This window comes from Cohnella hashimotonis (assembly GCF_030014955.1).
In the GTDB taxonomy this organism is placed as follows: Bacteria; Bacillota; Bacilli; order Paenibacillales; family Paenibacillaceae; genus Cohnella; species Cohnella hashimotonis.
The window spans coordinates 6,980,303-6,997,357 of record NZ_JAGRPV010000001.1 but is presented as its reverse complement, the minus strand read 5'-3'; the positions used below and the strand labels follow the sequence as shown (position 1 = coordinate 6,997,357).

Genomic DNA, 17,055 nt, shown 5'->3' with positions numbered 1-17,055 from the left:
ACATAGAAGCGGGGTCTTGCCTGCCATGGAACAATTCAGATTGCCACAGATCGCGATGCCGAAGCTGACGCTGCCGGCGGCCGTGCGGGACGTGCTCGCCGAAGCCGAGCAGCGGCTCGCGCACCGTCCGAAGCTGCTCCGGCTTTTCAAAAACTGCTTCCCGAACACCCTTGAGACGACGACCAAGCTGCTGGACGACGGCACGACGTTCGTCATCACCGGCGACATCCCGGCCTCCTGGCTGCGGGATTCCGTCGAGCAGGTCGTCCACTACGTGCCGCTGGCCAAGGACGACGCGGACCTGCAGCGCGTCATCGCAGGCCTCATCCGCCGCCACATTGCGTACATCCAGATCGACCCGTACGCGAACGCGTTTAACGAATCCGCCAACGACTGGCACTGGAACACGACCGACGTCACCGAGATGTCGCCGTGGGTGTGGGAGCGCAAGTTCGAGATCGACTCGCTGTGCTTCTCGATGCGTCTCGCGTACCTGTACTGGAAAGAGACCGGGCGCGCGGACGTATTCGACGCGGGCTTCAAGCAGGCGATGCGCCTGATCGTCGACCTGTTCAAGACCGAGCAGCGCCACTTCGAGCTGTCGCCATACCGCTTCACGCGCAACAACGGCATCCCGACGGATTCCCTGCGCAACAACGGGCTGGGCATGCCGGTCAACTACACGGGCATGGTCTGGTCCGGGTTCCGCTCGAGCGACGACGCCTGCGATTTCCACTACAACATTCCGGGCAACATGTTCGCTGTCGTCGCGCTGCGCCATATGCAGGAGTTCGCCGAGTGGGTGTTCCGCGACATGGCGCTGTTGGCCGAGTTAAAGGCGCTCGAAGCCGACATCGATCACGGCATTCAGCTGTACGGCATCTACCGCCACCCCGAGTTCGGACCTATCTATGCCTACGAGACCGACGGCTACGGCAACTACTGCCTGATGGACGACGCGGGCACGCCGGGTCTCATGTCCATCCCGTACCTCGGTTACGTATCGGCGGACGATCCGATTTATCAGAACACGCGCCGATTCGCGCTGAGCAAGGAAAATCCGTTCTACTACGAAGGCAAGGTCGCGCGGGGCATCGGCAGCCCGCATACCCCGCCGGATTACATCTGGCATATGGCGCTGTCCATGCAGGGCATCACGGCATCGACCGACGAGGAGAAGCTCGAGATGATCGCGATGCTCGAAGCGACGGACGGAGACACGGGGTTCATGCATGAGGGCTTTCACGCCGACGATCCGGCCGTGTTCACGCGCAAGTGGTTTGCCTGGTCGAACAGCTTGTTCTCGCAGCTTGTCTACCGCGCGATGAAGGATGGATTGCTGGATGGATGACGCGTCGAAAATCATCGTTTTCTACGACCCGGCATTTCCCGGCGCTCCGGCGTTGTCGGAGGAGGAAGCGCGACTGATCGGCGAAGTGGCGAACGCGGAGGAGCTCGGCGAGCGACTGCGCGGCGCGGGCGCCGGCAGCTTCGTGTCGCTGCATGCGCCGTATTTCCCCGTCGCCGCGTGGGGGGACATCCTTGCGTACCTGAAGCGCGGTGGCGGTCTGCTCAGCGCGGGCGGCGCGCCGTTCCGCAAGCCGGTTCGCCGCGCGGGCGGCGCCTGGCATGTCGAAGCCGAGCAGACGGCTTACCATCGTCAGCTTCGCATTCACGAGATGCTGCGGGTGTCCGCCGACCCCGTGGCGCGACATGCATCGCACGCGGATATTCCGCTGTTCGCGGGACAAGAGGCGCTGCTTGACGTTGCCGACACCTGGAACCTCGTGCCGCACGTGTCGAGAGCGAGCGACCTTCCGCATCAGATGGGCTCGGCAGGCCCGATGGACGCGCACGTGTACGCGCTGCTCAAGGGCATGTCGGCCGACGGACGCGAGCGGTCCGCTCCGGTCGTCCTGTGGGAGAACACCAAGGGCGACTTCGCCGGCAGCCGCTGGCTGTTCGTAAACCAGCCGCTCGGCGACGCGTTCGCGGCGCGCGGCGGCTGGGCGGCTCTCGCGGGCTGGGCGCGTTTCTGCGCGCGCGGCGTGACGGAGCTGTGGCTGAAGCCAAGCTATGCGGTCTATGAAGCGCACGAGCGACCGCTGCTGACGCTGCAGACGCAGACGCTCGGACGCGGCGGCGCTGCAGGCGGCGAGTCCGTCAATGCGGCCGATCGCGGCATGCAAAAGTGGACGTTCGACCTCCGGGTCGAGCGGGAGACGAACGGGCAAGCCGGCACGGAGCAACCGTTCCGCCTGACGCTTAGCGAAAAGGTGGGCCGGGAGCTGGACGTATGGCGGATTCCGGTACCGACGGACGTGCAAAACGGGTTCTACCGGGTGTCCTGCCGGGCCGAATCGGAGGACGGCGAAGTCCGTTATCTCCGGCAGGGCTTCTGGGGCGCAGATCCGGCCCTGCTGGCCGAAGGTACGACGATTCGGGCCGGGCGCGACTACTTCGAGCAGGACGGGCGTCCGCTGCCGATCGTCGGCATGACGTACATGACGAGCGACGTCGCGCGCAAGTTCCTGTTCCTCCCGAACGTATCGGTATGGGACCGCGATATGGCGCAGATGCGCCGGGCGGGCATCAACTGGATCCGCACGGGCATCTGGACGGCGTACCGCAACATCATGCAGGTCGACGGCCACGTCTCGGAGGACGCGCTGCGCGCGATCGACGCGTTTCTGCTGACCGCCAAGAAGCACGGGCTGCAGGTGACGTTCACCTTCTTCTCGTTCACGCCGGAGGCGTGGGAGGGCCTAAACCCATACCTGGACCCGCGCAGCGTGGAAGCGCAGAAACGATTCATCCGAACCATCGTCAGCCGCCACCGCGAGACGAAGCATGTCGACTGGGATCTGATCAACGAACCGTCGATGTTCGATCCGGTCCGCATCTTCTCCGACGGTCCGCGTTCGAGCCGCGATCCTTTCGAGCGGGCGGCATTCGTCGAGTGGCTGGAGCGGCGGCACGGCACGATCGAACGGCTGCGCGAGCGCTGGAGCATGACGCCGGGCGAGCTGCCGGACTTCGCGTCGGCCGAGATTCCGGAGCCCGAGCAGATCAACTTCGACGTTCAGGACATGCACAGCGGGAAAAAGGGAACGCGCTGGCTCGACTACGCGCTGTTCTCGATGGACATGCACAACCGGTGGGCGAGCCAGCTCGTCGCCGCGATTAAAGACGTTTGCCCGGACCATCTCGTGACCGTCGGCCAGGACGAGGCGCTCGGCGCGCAGCGGCCATCTCCGTTTTTCTATGGAAAGGCGGTCGACTATACGACGGTGCATTCCTGGTGGCTGAACGACCAGCTGCTGTGGGACGGCGTCTTCGCCAAGACGGCGGACAAGCCGAACGTCGTGCAGGAGACCGGCATCATGTACGTGGAAACGCCGGAAGGGCTCGCGAAGCGCTCGGAGCAAGAGCTAAAAGCGATGCTGGAGCGCAAATACGCCTACGCCTTCGCGGCAGGCGGCGCCGGCGCGATCCACTGGATCTGGAACACGAACTTCTATATGGACAACGCGAACGAATCCCATATCGGGGCGCTGCGCGCGGACGGCACGGAAAAGCCGGAGGCGGATGTCTCGTACGATTTCGGCGCGTTCATCGAAGCTTCGCGCGATCTGTTCAAAGGCCGCGCGCTCGAGGACGTGGCGGTCGTTTTCCCGTATTCGAACGATCTTTCCAACCGCAAGCTGGCCTTCGACGCCACGACGAAGCTGACCCGCGTGCTGTCCTACGAGCTGAACGTTCCGTTCCGCGGCGTGTCAGAGTACGACCTGAAGCCGCTGCTGGACGAGCCGGCCAAGCTCATCGTGCTGCCTTCCGCCCACAACGTGGACGACGCTGCGTTTGCGCAGCTGCTTGACATCGTCGGCCGGACGGGCGCGACGCTGCTCGTCACCGGTCCCGCGGGCCTCGACGCATATTGGCGGCACACGGACCGTCTCGCGGAGACGCTTGGCGCGCGCAAGCCCGCCAACGTCGTTCGCGAAGAGCGGCTCGCCGTCGGCGGCAAACGCTACGCGGTCAGCTACGGCAGCCGGCGCATCGCGCAGGTCGCCAAGGAAGTGCCGGCCGACGCCGCCGGCTCGGGAGCGGATGTCGTGGTCGACGTGTTCTACGGAATCGGCCGCATCCTGTGGTGCCCGCTGCCGGTCGAGCTGAACGACCGCGTCGAGCCGATCGCGGCGCTGTACGAGCACGCGCTGGAGACGGCAAACTATAAGCCTACGCTCGAGTGGCTGGAGGGCGGCGACCTGCCGGGCGTCTACGGGCGCAAGCTTTCGTTTGCGGATGGCGCGTTGTACGTATTCGTCTCGGAGTATGCCTACGATACGCCGGTCCGGGTGAAGGACGCTTCGACTGGAGCGACCTATTCGTTCCTGCTGGAGCGAGAGCGCTCGGTGCTGTTCTCGGTCGACAGGGAGGGCCGTCTGACCGCCGTCTATCGCCCTGGCGAGATGACAGTAGAAACAGATTTCGGCGCCTGAGCGATCAGGAGAGGAGAGAATCATTTTGGAGCAAAAAAGAACCGCCCATATCATCTCGCACACCCACTGGGATCGCGAATGGTATTTACCTTATGAAAAGCATCACGTCCGGCTGATCCGCCTGATGGATACGCTGATGGACACGCTGGAGCGGAAAGAAGAGTACCGCAGCTTTTTCCTCGATGGCCAGACGATCATTCTGGAGGATTACCTCCAGGTGCGTCCGGAACGACGGGAGCGGCTGGAAAAGCTGATCCGCGAAGGACGGATTCATATCGGTCCCTGGTACATTCTGCAGGACGCGTTCCTGACGAGCGGCGAGGCCAACCTGCGCAATCTGCTCATCGGGCATCGCGACGCCGCGCGGTACGGGACGATCTCGAAGGTCGGCTACTTCCCCGACACGTTCGGCAATATCGGCCAGGCGCCGCAGATCATGAAGCAGGCGGGCATCGACAACGCCGTGTTCGGACGCGGCGTGAAGCCGACCGGGTTCAACAACACGGTAGCCGATTCGGAGTATGAATCGTCGTTTTCCGAGCTGGTCTGGGAAGGACCGGACGGGTCGCGCGTGCTCGGCATCCTGTTCGCCAACTGGTACAGCAACGGCAACGAAGTGCCCGTCGACGCGGCCGAAGCGAAGGCATACTGGGATCGCAAGCTGGCGGATGCGGAGCGCTATGCGTCGACCGGCCAGCTGCTCTACATGAACGGCTGCGACCACCAGCCGATCCAGACCGACCTGCCGGAGGCGATCCGCGTCGCCCGTGAGCTGTATCCGGACACGAAGTTCGTGCATTCGAGCTTCGAAGACTATCTTGCGTCGGTCCGGCAGTCGCTCGGCGATAACCTGTCCGTCGTCAAGGGCGAGTTGCGGAGCCAGCGCACCGACGGCTGGTCTACGCTCGTGAATACCGCCTCCGCGCGGGTTTACCTCAAGCAGATGAACCAGTTGGGGCAAGCTTTGCTGGAGCGGGTGGCGGAGCCGCTCGCCGCGATCGCGCACGGCGTTGGCGAAGCCTATCCGCATCATCTGCTGACTTACGCGTGGAAGACGCTCATGCAAAACCATCCGCACGACAGCATCTGCGGCTGCAGCGTCGACGAGGTCCATCGCGAGATGGTGACCCGGTTCGAGAAAAGCCGGCACGTCGCCGAGGCGATCATAGACGACAGCAAGCGGGCCGCGGCGGATGCCGTGGATACGTCGGCATTCGGCCGTTACGGCGCGGACGCGCTGCCGCTCGTGGCGTTCAACACGACCGGCTGGCCGCGCACGGGCACGGTCGAGCTTGAGCTCGACGTCGAGCGAATCTACTACCGCGACGGCGTGCCGCCCGAGGAGATGAAGCGCCGTATGAAGGCGCTGGACATCGGCGGGCGCGTATTGGTGGATGCCGAGGGCTTGGCCGTAGCTTGCCGGGTGGAGGATCTCGGCCTGCAGTTTGGCTACGATCTGCCGGACGACAAGTTCCGCCAGCCGTACTGGACGCGGCGCGTGAAGCTGACGTTCGAGGCGGCGGACGTGCCGGCGCTGGGCTGGAAGGCTTATGCGTGGGTCAAGTCTGCTGCCGGGGAGAGTGACGGCGAGGCTGCTGATGATAAAGCTGTTGCGGGAAAGCCTACGGCGTCTTCGGTTGCTCCGCTCGTCAGCGGCGAACGCGCGCTGGAGAACGACCGCCTGCGCGTCGAAGTTGCGGACGACGGCACGCTGTCCGTGACGGACAAGCAGACCGGGCGCACATACCGCGATCTGCTCGTTTACGAGGACACCGGCGACATCGGCAACGAGTACATGTACCGGCAGCCGGATGGCGAGACGGCGCTGACGACCCGCGGCCTTGCGGCCGACATCCGGGTCCTGGAAGACGAAGCGCATCGCGGCGCAATCGAGATCGTGCATCGCTGGGCCGTGCCGGCTTCGGCGGACACGCTATTCGAGGAAGAGAAGCGGGAAGCCGTATACTTCCCTGAACGCAAGGCGCAGCGCGTGGCAGAGACGGTGCCGATGGAAATTCGCACCGTCGTCAGCCTGGAACGCTCGGGACGCGGCGTCGGCATCCGCACGACGATCGACAACCGTGCCAAGGACCATCGCGTCCGCGCGTTATTCCCGACGGATCTGCAGGCTGCCACGCATCTGGCGGACGCGATCTTCGAGATCGCGCGCCGGGATACCGAGCCTGCGGCCGAATGGCGCAATCCGAGCAACGCCCAGCATCAGCAGGCATTCGTGGACGTCGCGGACGGCGAGGCCTTCGGCCTGACGGTCGCGAACCTCGGTCTGAACGAGTACGAGGTGCTACGGGACGGACGCGGCACGATCGCGGTGACGCTGCTGCGGTCGGTCGCCGAGCTGGGCGACTGGGGCGTGTTCCCGACGCCGGAAGCGCAGTGCCTGGGCATGCATACGACGGAGCTGCTGCTCGTTCCGCATGGCGGCGACGGCGCGACGGACGGCGCCTTTGCCGAGGCGTATCAGTTCCAGGCGCCTTGGACGATCGCGCAGACCGGCGTGCACGAGGGCTCGCTGGCTGCTTCCGGGCAGCTGCTGAGCTGGGAAGGCGAGGGCATTGCCTTCTCCTCCGCCGCGATCGGCGAGGAGAGCGGGGACCTGATGGTCCGCTGGTTCAATATGCGGCCGGAGGCCGCGGAGCTGCGCGTGGCGGCGACGGCTTCGTCGTTCTACGAGAGCGACGTGCTTGAGCGGCGCGGGACGGAGGTTGCCCCGGCAGCTTCAGCTGAAGCGCTTGTCCGCCAGCTGGGCGCCTGCGAGATTTTCACGCTGGGCATCCGGGGCGCGGTGCCGGCGCGAGCGTGAGGTAACGTCATACGGCGTTACTTTAGCGAGCTGACCGTCCGTAGCGGTGAAAGTGGCGTCGTACGGCGGTACTTAACGTGCTGACCGTCCGTAGCGGCGAAAGTAGCATCGTATGGCGTTACTTTAGCGTGCAGACCAGTCTTAGCGGCGAAGTAGCATCGTACGGCGTTACTTTAGCGTGCAGACCGGACGTAAAGGCGAAAGTAGCATCGTACGGCGGCGAAGTAACGTCGTACAGCGTTACTTTAGGTTGTTAATCAGCCAACATGTAAACGGAATGGTAGCAGGACGATCTGCTTCCATCCCGTTTTTTTTTGCCGTAGCGGCTAGGTGCCGTAGGGCCGAAAATGGGTTCGACATGATGTACCCCGTTAACGGCATGAAAGGGAGCGGCGGACGCGGGCGCGGGTCACGAAGTCCAAATGCCATATAAAATGAGCTAATATCGGAATCGTAAGCGTTCTCCTTGAATGCCTATAATAGGATCAAGCACAATAAAAGCTATAAGCGCGTCCGCGCTAATCCCCTATTTGGAGGTAAATGACGATGAGCAAGCCGCAAGTGGGCATCCAGCTTTACTCCGTACGCGACCGCAGCGAGAAGGACTTCCTCGGCACGATCCGCGAGATCGCCGAGATCGGATACAAGAACGTTGAATTGGCGGGCAACTATGGCGTTTCCGCCGCCGACCTGAAGCAGGCGCTGGCCGATGCCGGCCTGAACGTCAACTCGGTGCACGTCGGTCTGAACGTGCAGGAGCCGGACCAGTTCGAATCCGACCTGAACGAGAAGGTCGCTTATTACAAGGAGCTCGGCATCAAGCGCTTCGTCGTGCCTTACTACCCGCTGCCCGAAAATCCGTCCGTCGAGGACGTGAACAAATTCGCAGACACGCTGAAGCGCGCTTCGGCGATCGTACGCGCGGCCGGCCTCGAGTTCGGCTATCACAACCACGCGTTCGAATTCAAGCCTGCCCAGGACGGCAAGCTGGTTATCGACCACCTTGCCGAACAGCTGTCCGCTGAAGAGCTGGTATTCGAGTTCGACCTCGGCTGGGTGAAGGTCGCGGGTCAGGACCCTGCCGCCTACATCGAGAAGTATGCCGGCCGTCTGCCGCTCGTGCATGCCAAGGACTTCAAGGATGACGGCAAGGACACCGAGATCGGCAAGGGCTCGGTCAATTGGGACTCCGCGCTGGCGGCTGCCGAGAAGGCCGGCGTCGAGTACGTCATCATCGAGCAGGAGCAGTACGACGTAGGCTCGCTCGAGAGCGCGAAGCTGAACTACGCCTGGTTCAAGGAGCGCGGCTGGATCTGATCCGGTTCACGCAGCGATAGACGCGACAAGCCCGGCCCGATGGCCGGGCTTTTTCACGTGCGCACATTCTTCACCTCCGCTTCATCCGGAATTCATGTCATCTTCATGCATATCCTGCCAGTCCAGGGATAGAGTAAGAGTAGCGATTCATTCTTACTTATAGAGGTGACCATAAGATGGCGAACGAGACGAATCAGAACGGCGGACAACAACAAGGCGCGGAATCGGACATGACGCTGACCAATCGCCAGGGACATCCGATCACGGACAACCAGAACGTGCGCACGGTCGGCAGCAGAGGACCGACGACGCTGGAAAACTATCATTTCCTCGAGAAAATCACGCATTTCGACCGCGAACGTATCCCAGAACGCGTCGTTCACGCGCGCGGTGCCGGGGCGCACGGCTATTTCGAATCGTACGGAAAAGCAGGAGACGAGCCGGTCTCCAAGTATACGAGGGCGAAGTTGTTCCAGGAGGCGGGGAAAAGGACGCCGGCGTTCGTTCGCTTTTCGACCGTCGTTCACGGCGGCCACTCGCCCGAGACGCTGCGCGATCCGCGTGGCTTCGCGGTCAAGTTCTATACCGAGGACGGCAACTGGGACCTCGTCGGCAACAACCTCAAGATCTTCTTCATCCGCGATCCGCTGAAGTTTCCCGATATGGTGCATGCGTTCAAGCCGGACCCGGTCACGAACGTCAACAATATGGAGCGCATGTTCGACTTCCTCTCGCTTTCGCCCGAAGCTACGCATATGGTCACGTTCCTATTTTCACCCTGGGGAATTCCGGCGAATTATCGGCAGATGCAAGGCTCGGGCGTCAACACGTACAAATGGGTTAACAAGGACGGCGTCGGCGTGCTCGTCAAGTACCACTTCGAGCCGCTCAAGCTGCCGATCCGCAACCTGACGCAGGCCGATGCCGACAAGATCATCAGCAAGAACTACAGCCATGCCACGCAGGATTTATATGAGGCGATCGAAAAGGGCGAGTATCCGGAGTGGGAGCTGCGGGTGCAGATTCTGAGCGACGACGAACATCCCGAGCTCGACTTCGACCCGCTCGACCCGACCAAGCTGTGGCCGGAGGATGTAGCCCCGATGCTGCCAGTCGGCAAGCTGGTGCTCGACCGCAATCCGACCAACTACTTCGCGGAAGTGGAGCAGGCTGCGTTTGGAACGGGCGTGCTGGTGGACGGCCTCGACTTCTCGGACGACAAGCTGCTGCAGGGACGCACGTTCTCCTATTCGGACACGCAGCGGCACCGCGTCGGCACGAACTATCTGCAGCTGCCGATCAACGCGCCCAAGACGCATGTCGCGACGAACCAGCGCGACGGCCAGATGGCGTACAACGTCGATGCGGCGCCCGGCCAGAGCCCGCATGTGAACTATGAGCCTTCCTCGCTCGGCGGACTGAAGGAAGCGCCCAAGGCGGGCAAGGATCACGAGCCTGCTTACAATGCGCGCCTCGTGCGGCAGAAGATCGACCGGCCCAACGACTTCAAGCAAGCGGGAGAGACGTACCGCGCGTTCGAGGACTGGGAGCGCGACGAGCTGATCGCGAACCTGGTCGCGAACCTCAGCATCTGCAAGGCGGATATCCGCGAGCGGATGATCGGCTACTTCACGCAGGCCGATCCGGACTACGGCCGCCGCGTGCGCGAAGGGCTGGAGGCGAACGGGCTGCAGCACGGCAATCCCGCCACGGGAGCGGTCGCTTCGGATGCGGGTGTCGAAGAGGCGAAGAAGCTGGGCGGAGAGACGGACGGATACTGAGAAGCGGAGGAAAGGCAAATGCCGAATTGCCGCAAAGCCGGCGATAGGGATTTGCCTTGCCGATCGCTTAATAGAAAAAGCGGATCGTTCGATTGTCGAGCGATCCGCTTTTTTTGCGCCGGAATGAAGGAGAAAATCGCTATAAATTAATGCCGAAGAATGGTAAATTAGGTCGAGAAAAGACTTATATCATCTAAATTTTATGAACGAGGAGGGCATGTAATGAAAAGAAACTGGCGAAAATCGTTGGCGTCCATGGCGCTTGCGGCTTCGTTGCTCATGCTGCCGGTTAGTCAGGCCGCGGCGCTGTCTTTGTCGATCGACGGCAACGTTCAAAAACTGGATGTCGATCCGGTTATGGTCAACAATACCGTTCTCGTGCCGATGAAGGGGACGTTGGATCCGCTTGGCGCGAAGTTGCAGTGGAACGGATCGACCCAAACCGTAACCGCGGTTAAGGGCGACACGGTCGTAACGCTTAAAATCGGCGAGTCTGTGGCTACCGTGAAAAAAGGTTCGGATGTGACGCGAATTACGCTGGATCAACCGGGTGCGCTCATTAACAACAGAGTGATGGTGCCCGTACGCTTCCTGGTCGATCAATTCGGCGCCGCCGTAACGTGGGACAAGGCGAACCAGACAGTCGTCGTCACGACGGCTGACGCGCCTCAAACGACGCAGGGCGCAAAGGGCGACAAGGGCGATAAATGAGATAAAGGAGATAAGGGAGATAAGGGCGACACAGGCGCGACGGGAGCAACGGGAGCAACTGGACCGGCAGGCCCTGCTGGCGCGAAGGGAGACAAAGGGGATAAAGGAGATAAGGGCGACAAGGGCGATGCAGGCGCCATCGGACCTGCTGGCGAAACGGGACCGACGGGACCGACGGGGGCGAAGGGCGACAAAGGCGATACAGGCGCAACGGGACCGACAGGCCCTGCCGGCGCTACCGGTCCCCAAGGTCCGCAGGGCGACAAAGGCGATACAGGCGCAACTGGACCGGCAGGCCCTGCCGGCGCGACCGGTCCCCAAGGTCCGCAGGGCGACAAAGGGGACACAGGCGCAACTGGACCGACAGGCCCTGCCGGCGCGACCGGTCCCCAAGGTCCGCAGGGCGATAAAGGCGATACGGGCGCAACTGGACCGACTGGCCCTGCCGGCGCGACCGGCCCCCAAGGTCCGAAGGGAGATACAGGGGAACCCGGCAGCGCGCCGGCAGGTCTAATCAGCGGAATTTACGCTTATCATCTCGCGACCATAGTGAATGCTACCGTTATTGGCGGCGCCGATGTTCCTTTTTCAAGTAATGGCCCTTCATTTGGCGGTGTCGTTCATAATGCGGGCATGACCACTTTCACTGTTCCCAATACAGGCATATACAAAATAAACTACGATCTAAGCATCACAGCGGGAATTGGTTCGGCTATGGCTATAGCGGTTAACGGTGTCGTAGATCCGAGTACGAATGTCAACTCCTTCATTGCGACAGGAAATCTCAACGGCGTCGCATATCTAAACTTGGCCGCGGGAGACGTCATTACGTTACGCAACAATTCGGCTGTACCTCAGGTTCTATCACTCGCACCGGGCGTGGGCGCACAGTTGGTGATCGAGCAAGTCGCCTGATTGTAATGACGGTTGCCACTTATCGCGGGCTTGTGCTATTATGAAACTAACGTTTTATGCCTATTGAACCGATTCTCAGTGTTCCGGCATCACGGGGGGTGGAAGCAGTGGAAATCGCTTTGAAAATCGTACTGGTCATTTTCTCGCTCGGACTGATCGGCACCGTATTGTTGCAGCGCGGCAAGAGCGCAGGCCTGTCGGGCGCCATCTCCGGCGGTGCGGAGCACTTGTTCGGCAAGCAAAAGGCACGGGGATTGGATCTGTTCCTTCAACGGCTCACGATCGTTCTGGCAGTCGGATTTTTCGTTCTGTCCTTGGTCGTTGCTTACGTTGTGAGTGCGTAATTGCAATGTCGTTCAAGCGGGAAGCGAGGGCTTCCCGCTTTTTTTGTATCGTGAAGCGGCCTGGTTCTATTTACCAAGCGTCTGCGTACGCTCCAACCGTGTCCCGTGCCATAGCGATATTTGGTTCGGGACATCTTGCTGCGCTCCGATTGGCTCACCGCTAAATCGTGTATACTATTGGAAGATGAGGTGATGCCAGTGCCATCGTGGAGCGAGCAGGAGCTGCTCGAGATGATGAAGAATCCAGACTACAAGCCGCTCACTTACAAAGAGCTCGAAGCGCGCTTCGAGATTACGGACGCCGCGGAATTCAAGGCATTCCTGCGTCTGTTGACGGAGATGGAAGAAGCGGGGAAAATCATGCGTTCCCGCGCGCAGCGCTACGGTCTGCCCGAACAGATGAATCTGCTGCGGGGCCGATTGCAGGTGCACGCGAAGGGCTTCGCCTTTCTGCTGCCCGAGCAGGAGGGACATCCCGATCTCTATATTAATGCCAACGATCTGAAGGGCGCGATGAACGGGGATATCGTACTCGCCCGCATTACGTCCAAGAACCACGACGGCAGCCGCATGGAAGGCGAAGTCGTGAAGATCGTCAGCCGCGCCGTCACGCAGATCGTCGGCGTGTTCGAACATCACGAGAGCTACGGCCTCGTCATTCCGGACGACAAGCGGATCAACAAGGAGATTTACGTCCGTCCGGCGAATTTCAAAGGTGCGGTAACAGGACAGAAGGTCGTAGCCGACATCGTGCACTATCCGGAAGGCAAAGCGGCTGCCGAAGGCGAGATTATCGAGGTGCTCGGCCACAAGGACGATCCCGGGGTCGACATCCTCAGCATTATCCGCAAGCACGGGCTGCCGGAGAAGTTCCCTGACGAGGTGAACGCCGAGGCGGAAGCCGCGCCGGACGCCATCTCCGAGGAAGAGATCGTCGCCCAGGGCCGGCGCGACCTGCGGGGCAAGACGATCGTGACGATCGACGGCGAAGACGCCAAGGATCTGGACGACGCGGTAAACGTAGAGCGGCTGCCGAACGGCAACTATGTGCTCGGCGTACATATCGCGGACGTCAGCTACTACGTGAAGGACAAGTCCCGGCTCGACGAGGAAGCCTACAACCGCGGCTGCAGCGTATACCTCGTCGACCGCGTCATTCCGATGCTGCCGCACCGGCTGTCCAACGGCATCTGCTCGCTGAATCCGAAGGTGGATCGCCTGACGATGTCCTGCGAGATGGAGTTCGAAGCCGGCACGATGAAGCGGGTCCGCCACGACGTTTTCACCAGCGTCATCAAGACGACGGAACGCATGACCTACACCAACGTCCGCAAGATCCTCGTGGACGAGGATCCGGAGCAAATGGAGCGGTATGCGCCGCTCGTCGAGACGTTCCGCACGATGCGCGAGCTCGCGCTGGCGCTTCGGGACAGCCGGATGCGCCGCGGCGCGATCGACTTCGACTTCGAGGAGTCCAAGGTCATCGTGGATGAGGAAGGCAAGCCGGTCGACATCGTCAAGCGCGAGCGCTCGATCGCCGAGCAGATTATCGAGGAGTTCATGCTGGCGGCGAACGAGACGGTGGCGGAGCATTTCCACTGGCTGAAGGTGCCGTTCCTGTACCGGATTCATGAGGATCCGGACAGCGAGAAGCTGCTGACGTTCGTTCAGTTTGCTTCGAACCTCGGCTATACGGTGCGCGGCAAGGGCAACTCCGTGCATCCGCGCGCGCTGCAGGATCTGCTGGAGCAGATTCGCGATACCAAGGAAGAGAACGTCATCAGCACGATGATGCTGCGTTCGATGAAGCAAGCCAAATATGATTCGCAGAGCCTTGGACACTTCGGGCTCGCGGCCGAATTTTACACGCACTTTACGTCCCCGATCCGGCGTTATCCGGACCTGGTCATTCATCGCGTCATGCGCGAGGTGCTGGAGAACGGAGGGACGCTGCCTGAGGAACGCCTTGAGCAATGGGCCGGGCGCATGCCGGACATCGCGCAGCAGTCGTCCGAGAGGGAGCGCGTTGCCGTGGACGCGGAGCGCGACACGAGCAAGCTGAAGAAGGCCGAATTCATGCTGGACAAGATCGGCGAAGAATACGACGGCATCATCAGCGGCGTGACCGGCTTCGGGATGTTTATCGTGCTCGACAATACGGTGGAGGGTCTGGTCCGTCTCGGCGAGATGAGCGACGACTACTACCACTTCGACGAGCGCCAGATGGCGCTGCTCGGCGAGCGCACGAGCAAGGTGTACCGATTGGGAGACGAAGTGCGGATCAGAGTGGGACGGGTGAACATGGACGATTATAACATCGACTTCGAAGTGGTCGGCATGAAGCCGCGCAGCGAGAACAAGGGCGGCGGAGCGGGCCAGCGAGGCAATGGGGGACAAGGCGGCGCCGGCGGGTTCGCGGGCGCGCGCAAAGGCAAGAAGCGTCGCGGCGGCGGGGAATCGCCGGCGGCGGAAGGTAGCCGCGGAGGCGCGGCGCGCGGCGAAGGCGGCGGGCGTCGCAGCGGCGCCCGCGGAGATCGCGGTGCCGGCGGCGGGCACGCGGCGCCGCCGTTCGTGGCGGCCGGCGCGAAGCCGGGCGCCAAGCGCGGGCGCGGCGGGCGCGTGGGTAATGGCGACGCCGATGTCGGCGTGGCCAGCGACGAGCGCGACGAATCGCCGATGCTGAGCGAACTCGGCGAGTTCGAGCAATCGGCGGTGCAGCTGCCGCAGCCGCAGCGGCGCGGCGCGGGGCTGGCAAGCGAGGAGCTGATCGGCTTTGGCAGCGATGCGGGATTGCCGCCGCGGCATGAGCGCGACCGCGAGCCGGTCGACGTGAACCGCGATTCGCCGGACTACGTGCCGGCGCCAACGCAGAAGAGCAAGCGCGGTCCGAAGCTCGACATGTGGGGCCTTCCGTTCACGACGCGCAAGTACGCGAACGATGACGACGAGGAGCGCTTCTACGGCGAGAAGAGCCAACTGCGCCGCGAGCGCAGCGCGCTCGGCCATGGCCGCAGCGGCGGCGGTAACCGCTCCGGCGGCAGGCCGGGCCCAGGCGGCGGCGGTCCGGGCGGTCGAGGCGGCCGCTTCGGCGGCAAGCCAGGCCCGGGTGGCCGTCCGCAGCAGGGTGCAGCGCAGGGCAAGGGCGGCGCGCAGCCGGGCGACGCCGGGCGCAGCGCGCGCGCCAAGGCCGCCGCGCAGACTGCGGCGGCCTCCGCCTCTGCAGGCGGCAAGGGCGCGCCGGAGGGTGTGAAGCCCGAAGGCGCAGCCAAGCCGCGCCGCCGGCGCAAGCCGAAGGCGCCGGGCGCCAAGCCGACGCCTTCGCCAACGCCGGAACAATAATAATGGAAGCCTGCGGCAGCCGCTGCGGGCTTCTTTTTTATGCGACGCAGCCCCATGGCCATCTCAAAATTACACATTAAAGCTCACGTAATGCCCACGTACCGTTCCCGTTTCAAGTGGACAGTCCGTCAACGAATAGTCGCTTAACGCCAATCCCTTTTCGCACAAATCCCATTAGACAATCCCGGGGCAATCCGCTAGGATAGATCATGGTAAACATGGACGCGAAGCAGCGTCGACGGGAGGAACGAAAGTGATGGCAGTGCAGGACAAGCTGTATCATGTGCTAGGGGCCAAGCAGTTCTCGCGGAGCGAGCTTGAGGAGTTGTTCGCGGCGTCGCGGTCAATGGAGGACGTCGTTCGTGCCGGTGGCGACCGGCGCCATGCGGGACGCATTATGACGACGCTGTTCTTCGAAGCAAGTACGCGGACGCGGCTGTCGTTCGAGTCTGCGATGAATCGTCTGGGCGGCAGCGTCATCGGAACGGAAAACGCGGCGCAGTTCTCGTCGGCCATCAAGGGCGAGACGCTCGAGGACACGATCCGCATCATTACAGGGTACAGCGACCTGATCGTTATGCGTCACACGGAGATCGGGGCGGCGAAGCGCGCGGCGGCGGTGTCGGGCGTACCGGTCCTTAATGCGGGAGACGGCGCGGGCGAGCACCCGACGCAGGCACTCCTGGACGCTTATACGATCCAGAAGGAATGCGGCAGCCTCGACGGCCTGAACATCGCGATGGTCGGGGACCTGGCATACGGGCGTACGGTACACTCGCTGAGCTACATTCTCGCCAATTTCAAGGACGTCAAGATCTACTACATCTCTCCTGAAAACGTGCCGATTCCGCCGTCGGTCAAGCACTATATGGACAACAAGGGCGTGCGTTACGAGGAAACGACTGACTTGAACGCTGTGGCAGGATCTGTGGACGTGCTGTATCAGACGCGAATTCAGAAGGAGCGTTTCCCTTCTCCGGAGGAGTACGACAAGGCCGCCGGACAATATATCGTCGACGCCGAGCTAATGAACCGTATGCGTCGGGACGCGATCGTACTACATCCGCTCCCGCGTGCCGGGGAGATCGCCGAAGAAGTGGATGCGGACCCGCGCGCCGCGTACTTCCGCCAGGCGCAGAACGGCCTCTATATTCGCATGGCGCTCATCGACAGGGCGCTGCAAGCTGAATAACGGTGGATCGACGTCGGAGAGAGTCTCTGGCGTCGTTTTTTTCAGTTCGCAATCGTGCCGAATAGAGCGCTTTTAAGCCAAATAACAGCTTCTGTGTCCGCTAGGTAACGTTCCCGAATCTTAGTTATCGTTT

Annotated in this window: 9 protein-coding genes and 1 pseudogene; all 10 read left to right on the top strand. The window is 62.3% G+C overall.

The genetic code is table 11. The features are described 5' to 3' along the window. Positions 1 to 25 precede the first annotated feature (25 nt). Positions 26 to 1,351 carry a glycoside hydrolase family 125 protein gene (locus KB449_RS27825; RefSeq protein WP_282911484.1) on the top strand — a complete coding sequence of 442 codons (1,326 nt, stop codon included), beginning with the start codon at positions 26 to 28 and terminating at the stop codon, positions 1,349 to 1,351. After that, positions 1,344 to 4,502, top strand: a complete 3,159-nt coding sequence (locus KB449_RS27820) for an alpha-amylase family protein (RefSeq protein WP_282911483.1) — start codon at positions 1,344 to 1,346, stop codon at positions 4,500 to 4,502. Before KB449_RS27825 ends, KB449_RS27820 begins: the two co-directional genes overlap by 8 nt. A 25-nt stretch (positions 4,503 to 4,527) precedes the next feature. Beyond that, positions 4,528 to 7,323 carry an alpha-mannosidase gene (locus tag KB449_RS27815; protein ID WP_282911482.1) on the top strand — a complete coding sequence of 932 codons (2,796 nt, stop codon included), beginning with the start codon at positions 4,528 to 4,530 and terminating at the stop codon, positions 7,321 to 7,323. A 546-nt stretch (positions 7,324 to 7,869) separates the two neighbouring features. Beyond that, positions 7,870 to 8,640, top strand: coding sequence for a sugar phosphate isomerase/epimerase family protein (locus KB449_RS27810; protein ID WP_282911481.1), 771 nt, complete (start codon positions 7,870 to 7,872; stop codon positions 8,638 to 8,640). A 221-nt stretch (positions 8,641 to 8,861) separates the two neighbouring features. Continuing rightward, positions 8,862 to 10,421 (top strand): annotated as a pseudogene (locus KB449_RS27805) (catalase); the annotation flags it as partial. Between the two features lie 222 nt (positions 10,422 to 10,643). Then, complete coding sequence (locus KB449_RS27800) at positions 10,644 to 11,132, top strand: copper amine oxidase N-terminal domain-containing protein (protein WP_282911479.1); 489 nt, start codon at positions 10,644 to 10,646, stop codon at positions 11,130 to 11,132. A 549-nt stretch (positions 11,133 to 11,681) separates the two neighbouring features. Next, positions 11,682 to 12,047, top strand: coding sequence for a BclA C-terminal domain-containing protein (locus KB449_RS36605; RefSeq protein WP_350356246.1), 366 nt, complete (start codon positions 11,682 to 11,684; stop codon positions 12,045 to 12,047). Positions 12,048 to 12,154: 107 nt separating this feature from the next. Next, on the top strand, positions 12,155 to 12,391 hold the full coding sequence (gene secG / locus KB449_RS27795) for a preprotein translocase subunit SecG (RefSeq protein ID WP_282911478.1): 237 nt from the start codon (positions 12,155 to 12,157) through the stop codon (positions 12,389 to 12,391). 192 nt (positions 12,392 to 12,583) lie between these two features. After that, positions 12,584 to 15,730, top strand: coding sequence for a ribonuclease R (rnr, locus tag KB449_RS27790; protein WP_282911477.1), 3,147 nt, complete (start codon positions 12,584 to 12,586; stop codon positions 15,728 to 15,730). A 256-nt stretch (positions 15,731 to 15,986) separates the two neighbouring features. Then, entirely contained in the window at positions 15,987 to 16,922 is a 936-nt protein-coding gene (pyrB, locus tag KB449_RS27785; RefSeq protein ID WP_282911476.1) for an aspartate carbamoyltransferase, read from the top strand. Positions 16,923 to 17,055: the final 133 nt, after the last annotated feature.

What these genes read in the sequence shown, in the direction of transcription:
- KB449_RS27825 (WP_282911484.1), top strand. Translation starts at nt 26, where the DNA reads ATGGAACAATTCAGATTGCCACAGATCGCGATGCCGAAGCTGACGCTG.
- KB449_RS27820 (WP_282911483.1), top strand. Translation starts at nt 1,344, where the DNA reads ATGGATGACGCGTCGAAAATCATCGTTTTCTACGACCCGGCATTTCCC.
- KB449_RS27810 (WP_282911481.1), top strand. Translation starts at nt 7,870, where the DNA reads ATGAGCAAGCCGCAAGTGGGCATCCAGCTTTACTCCGTACGCGACCGC.
- KB449_RS27800 (WP_282911479.1), top strand. Translation starts at nt 10,644, where the DNA reads ATGAAAAGAAACTGGCGAAAATCGTTGGCGTCCATGGCGCTTGCGGCT.
- rnr (WP_282911477.1), top strand. Translation starts at nt 12,584, where the DNA reads ATGCCAGTGCCATCGTGGAGCGAGCAGGAGCTGCTCGAGATGATGAAG.
- pyrB (WP_282911476.1), top strand. Translation starts at nt 15,987, where the DNA reads ATGGCAGTGCAGGACAAGCTGTATCATGTGCTAGGGGCCAAGCAGTTC.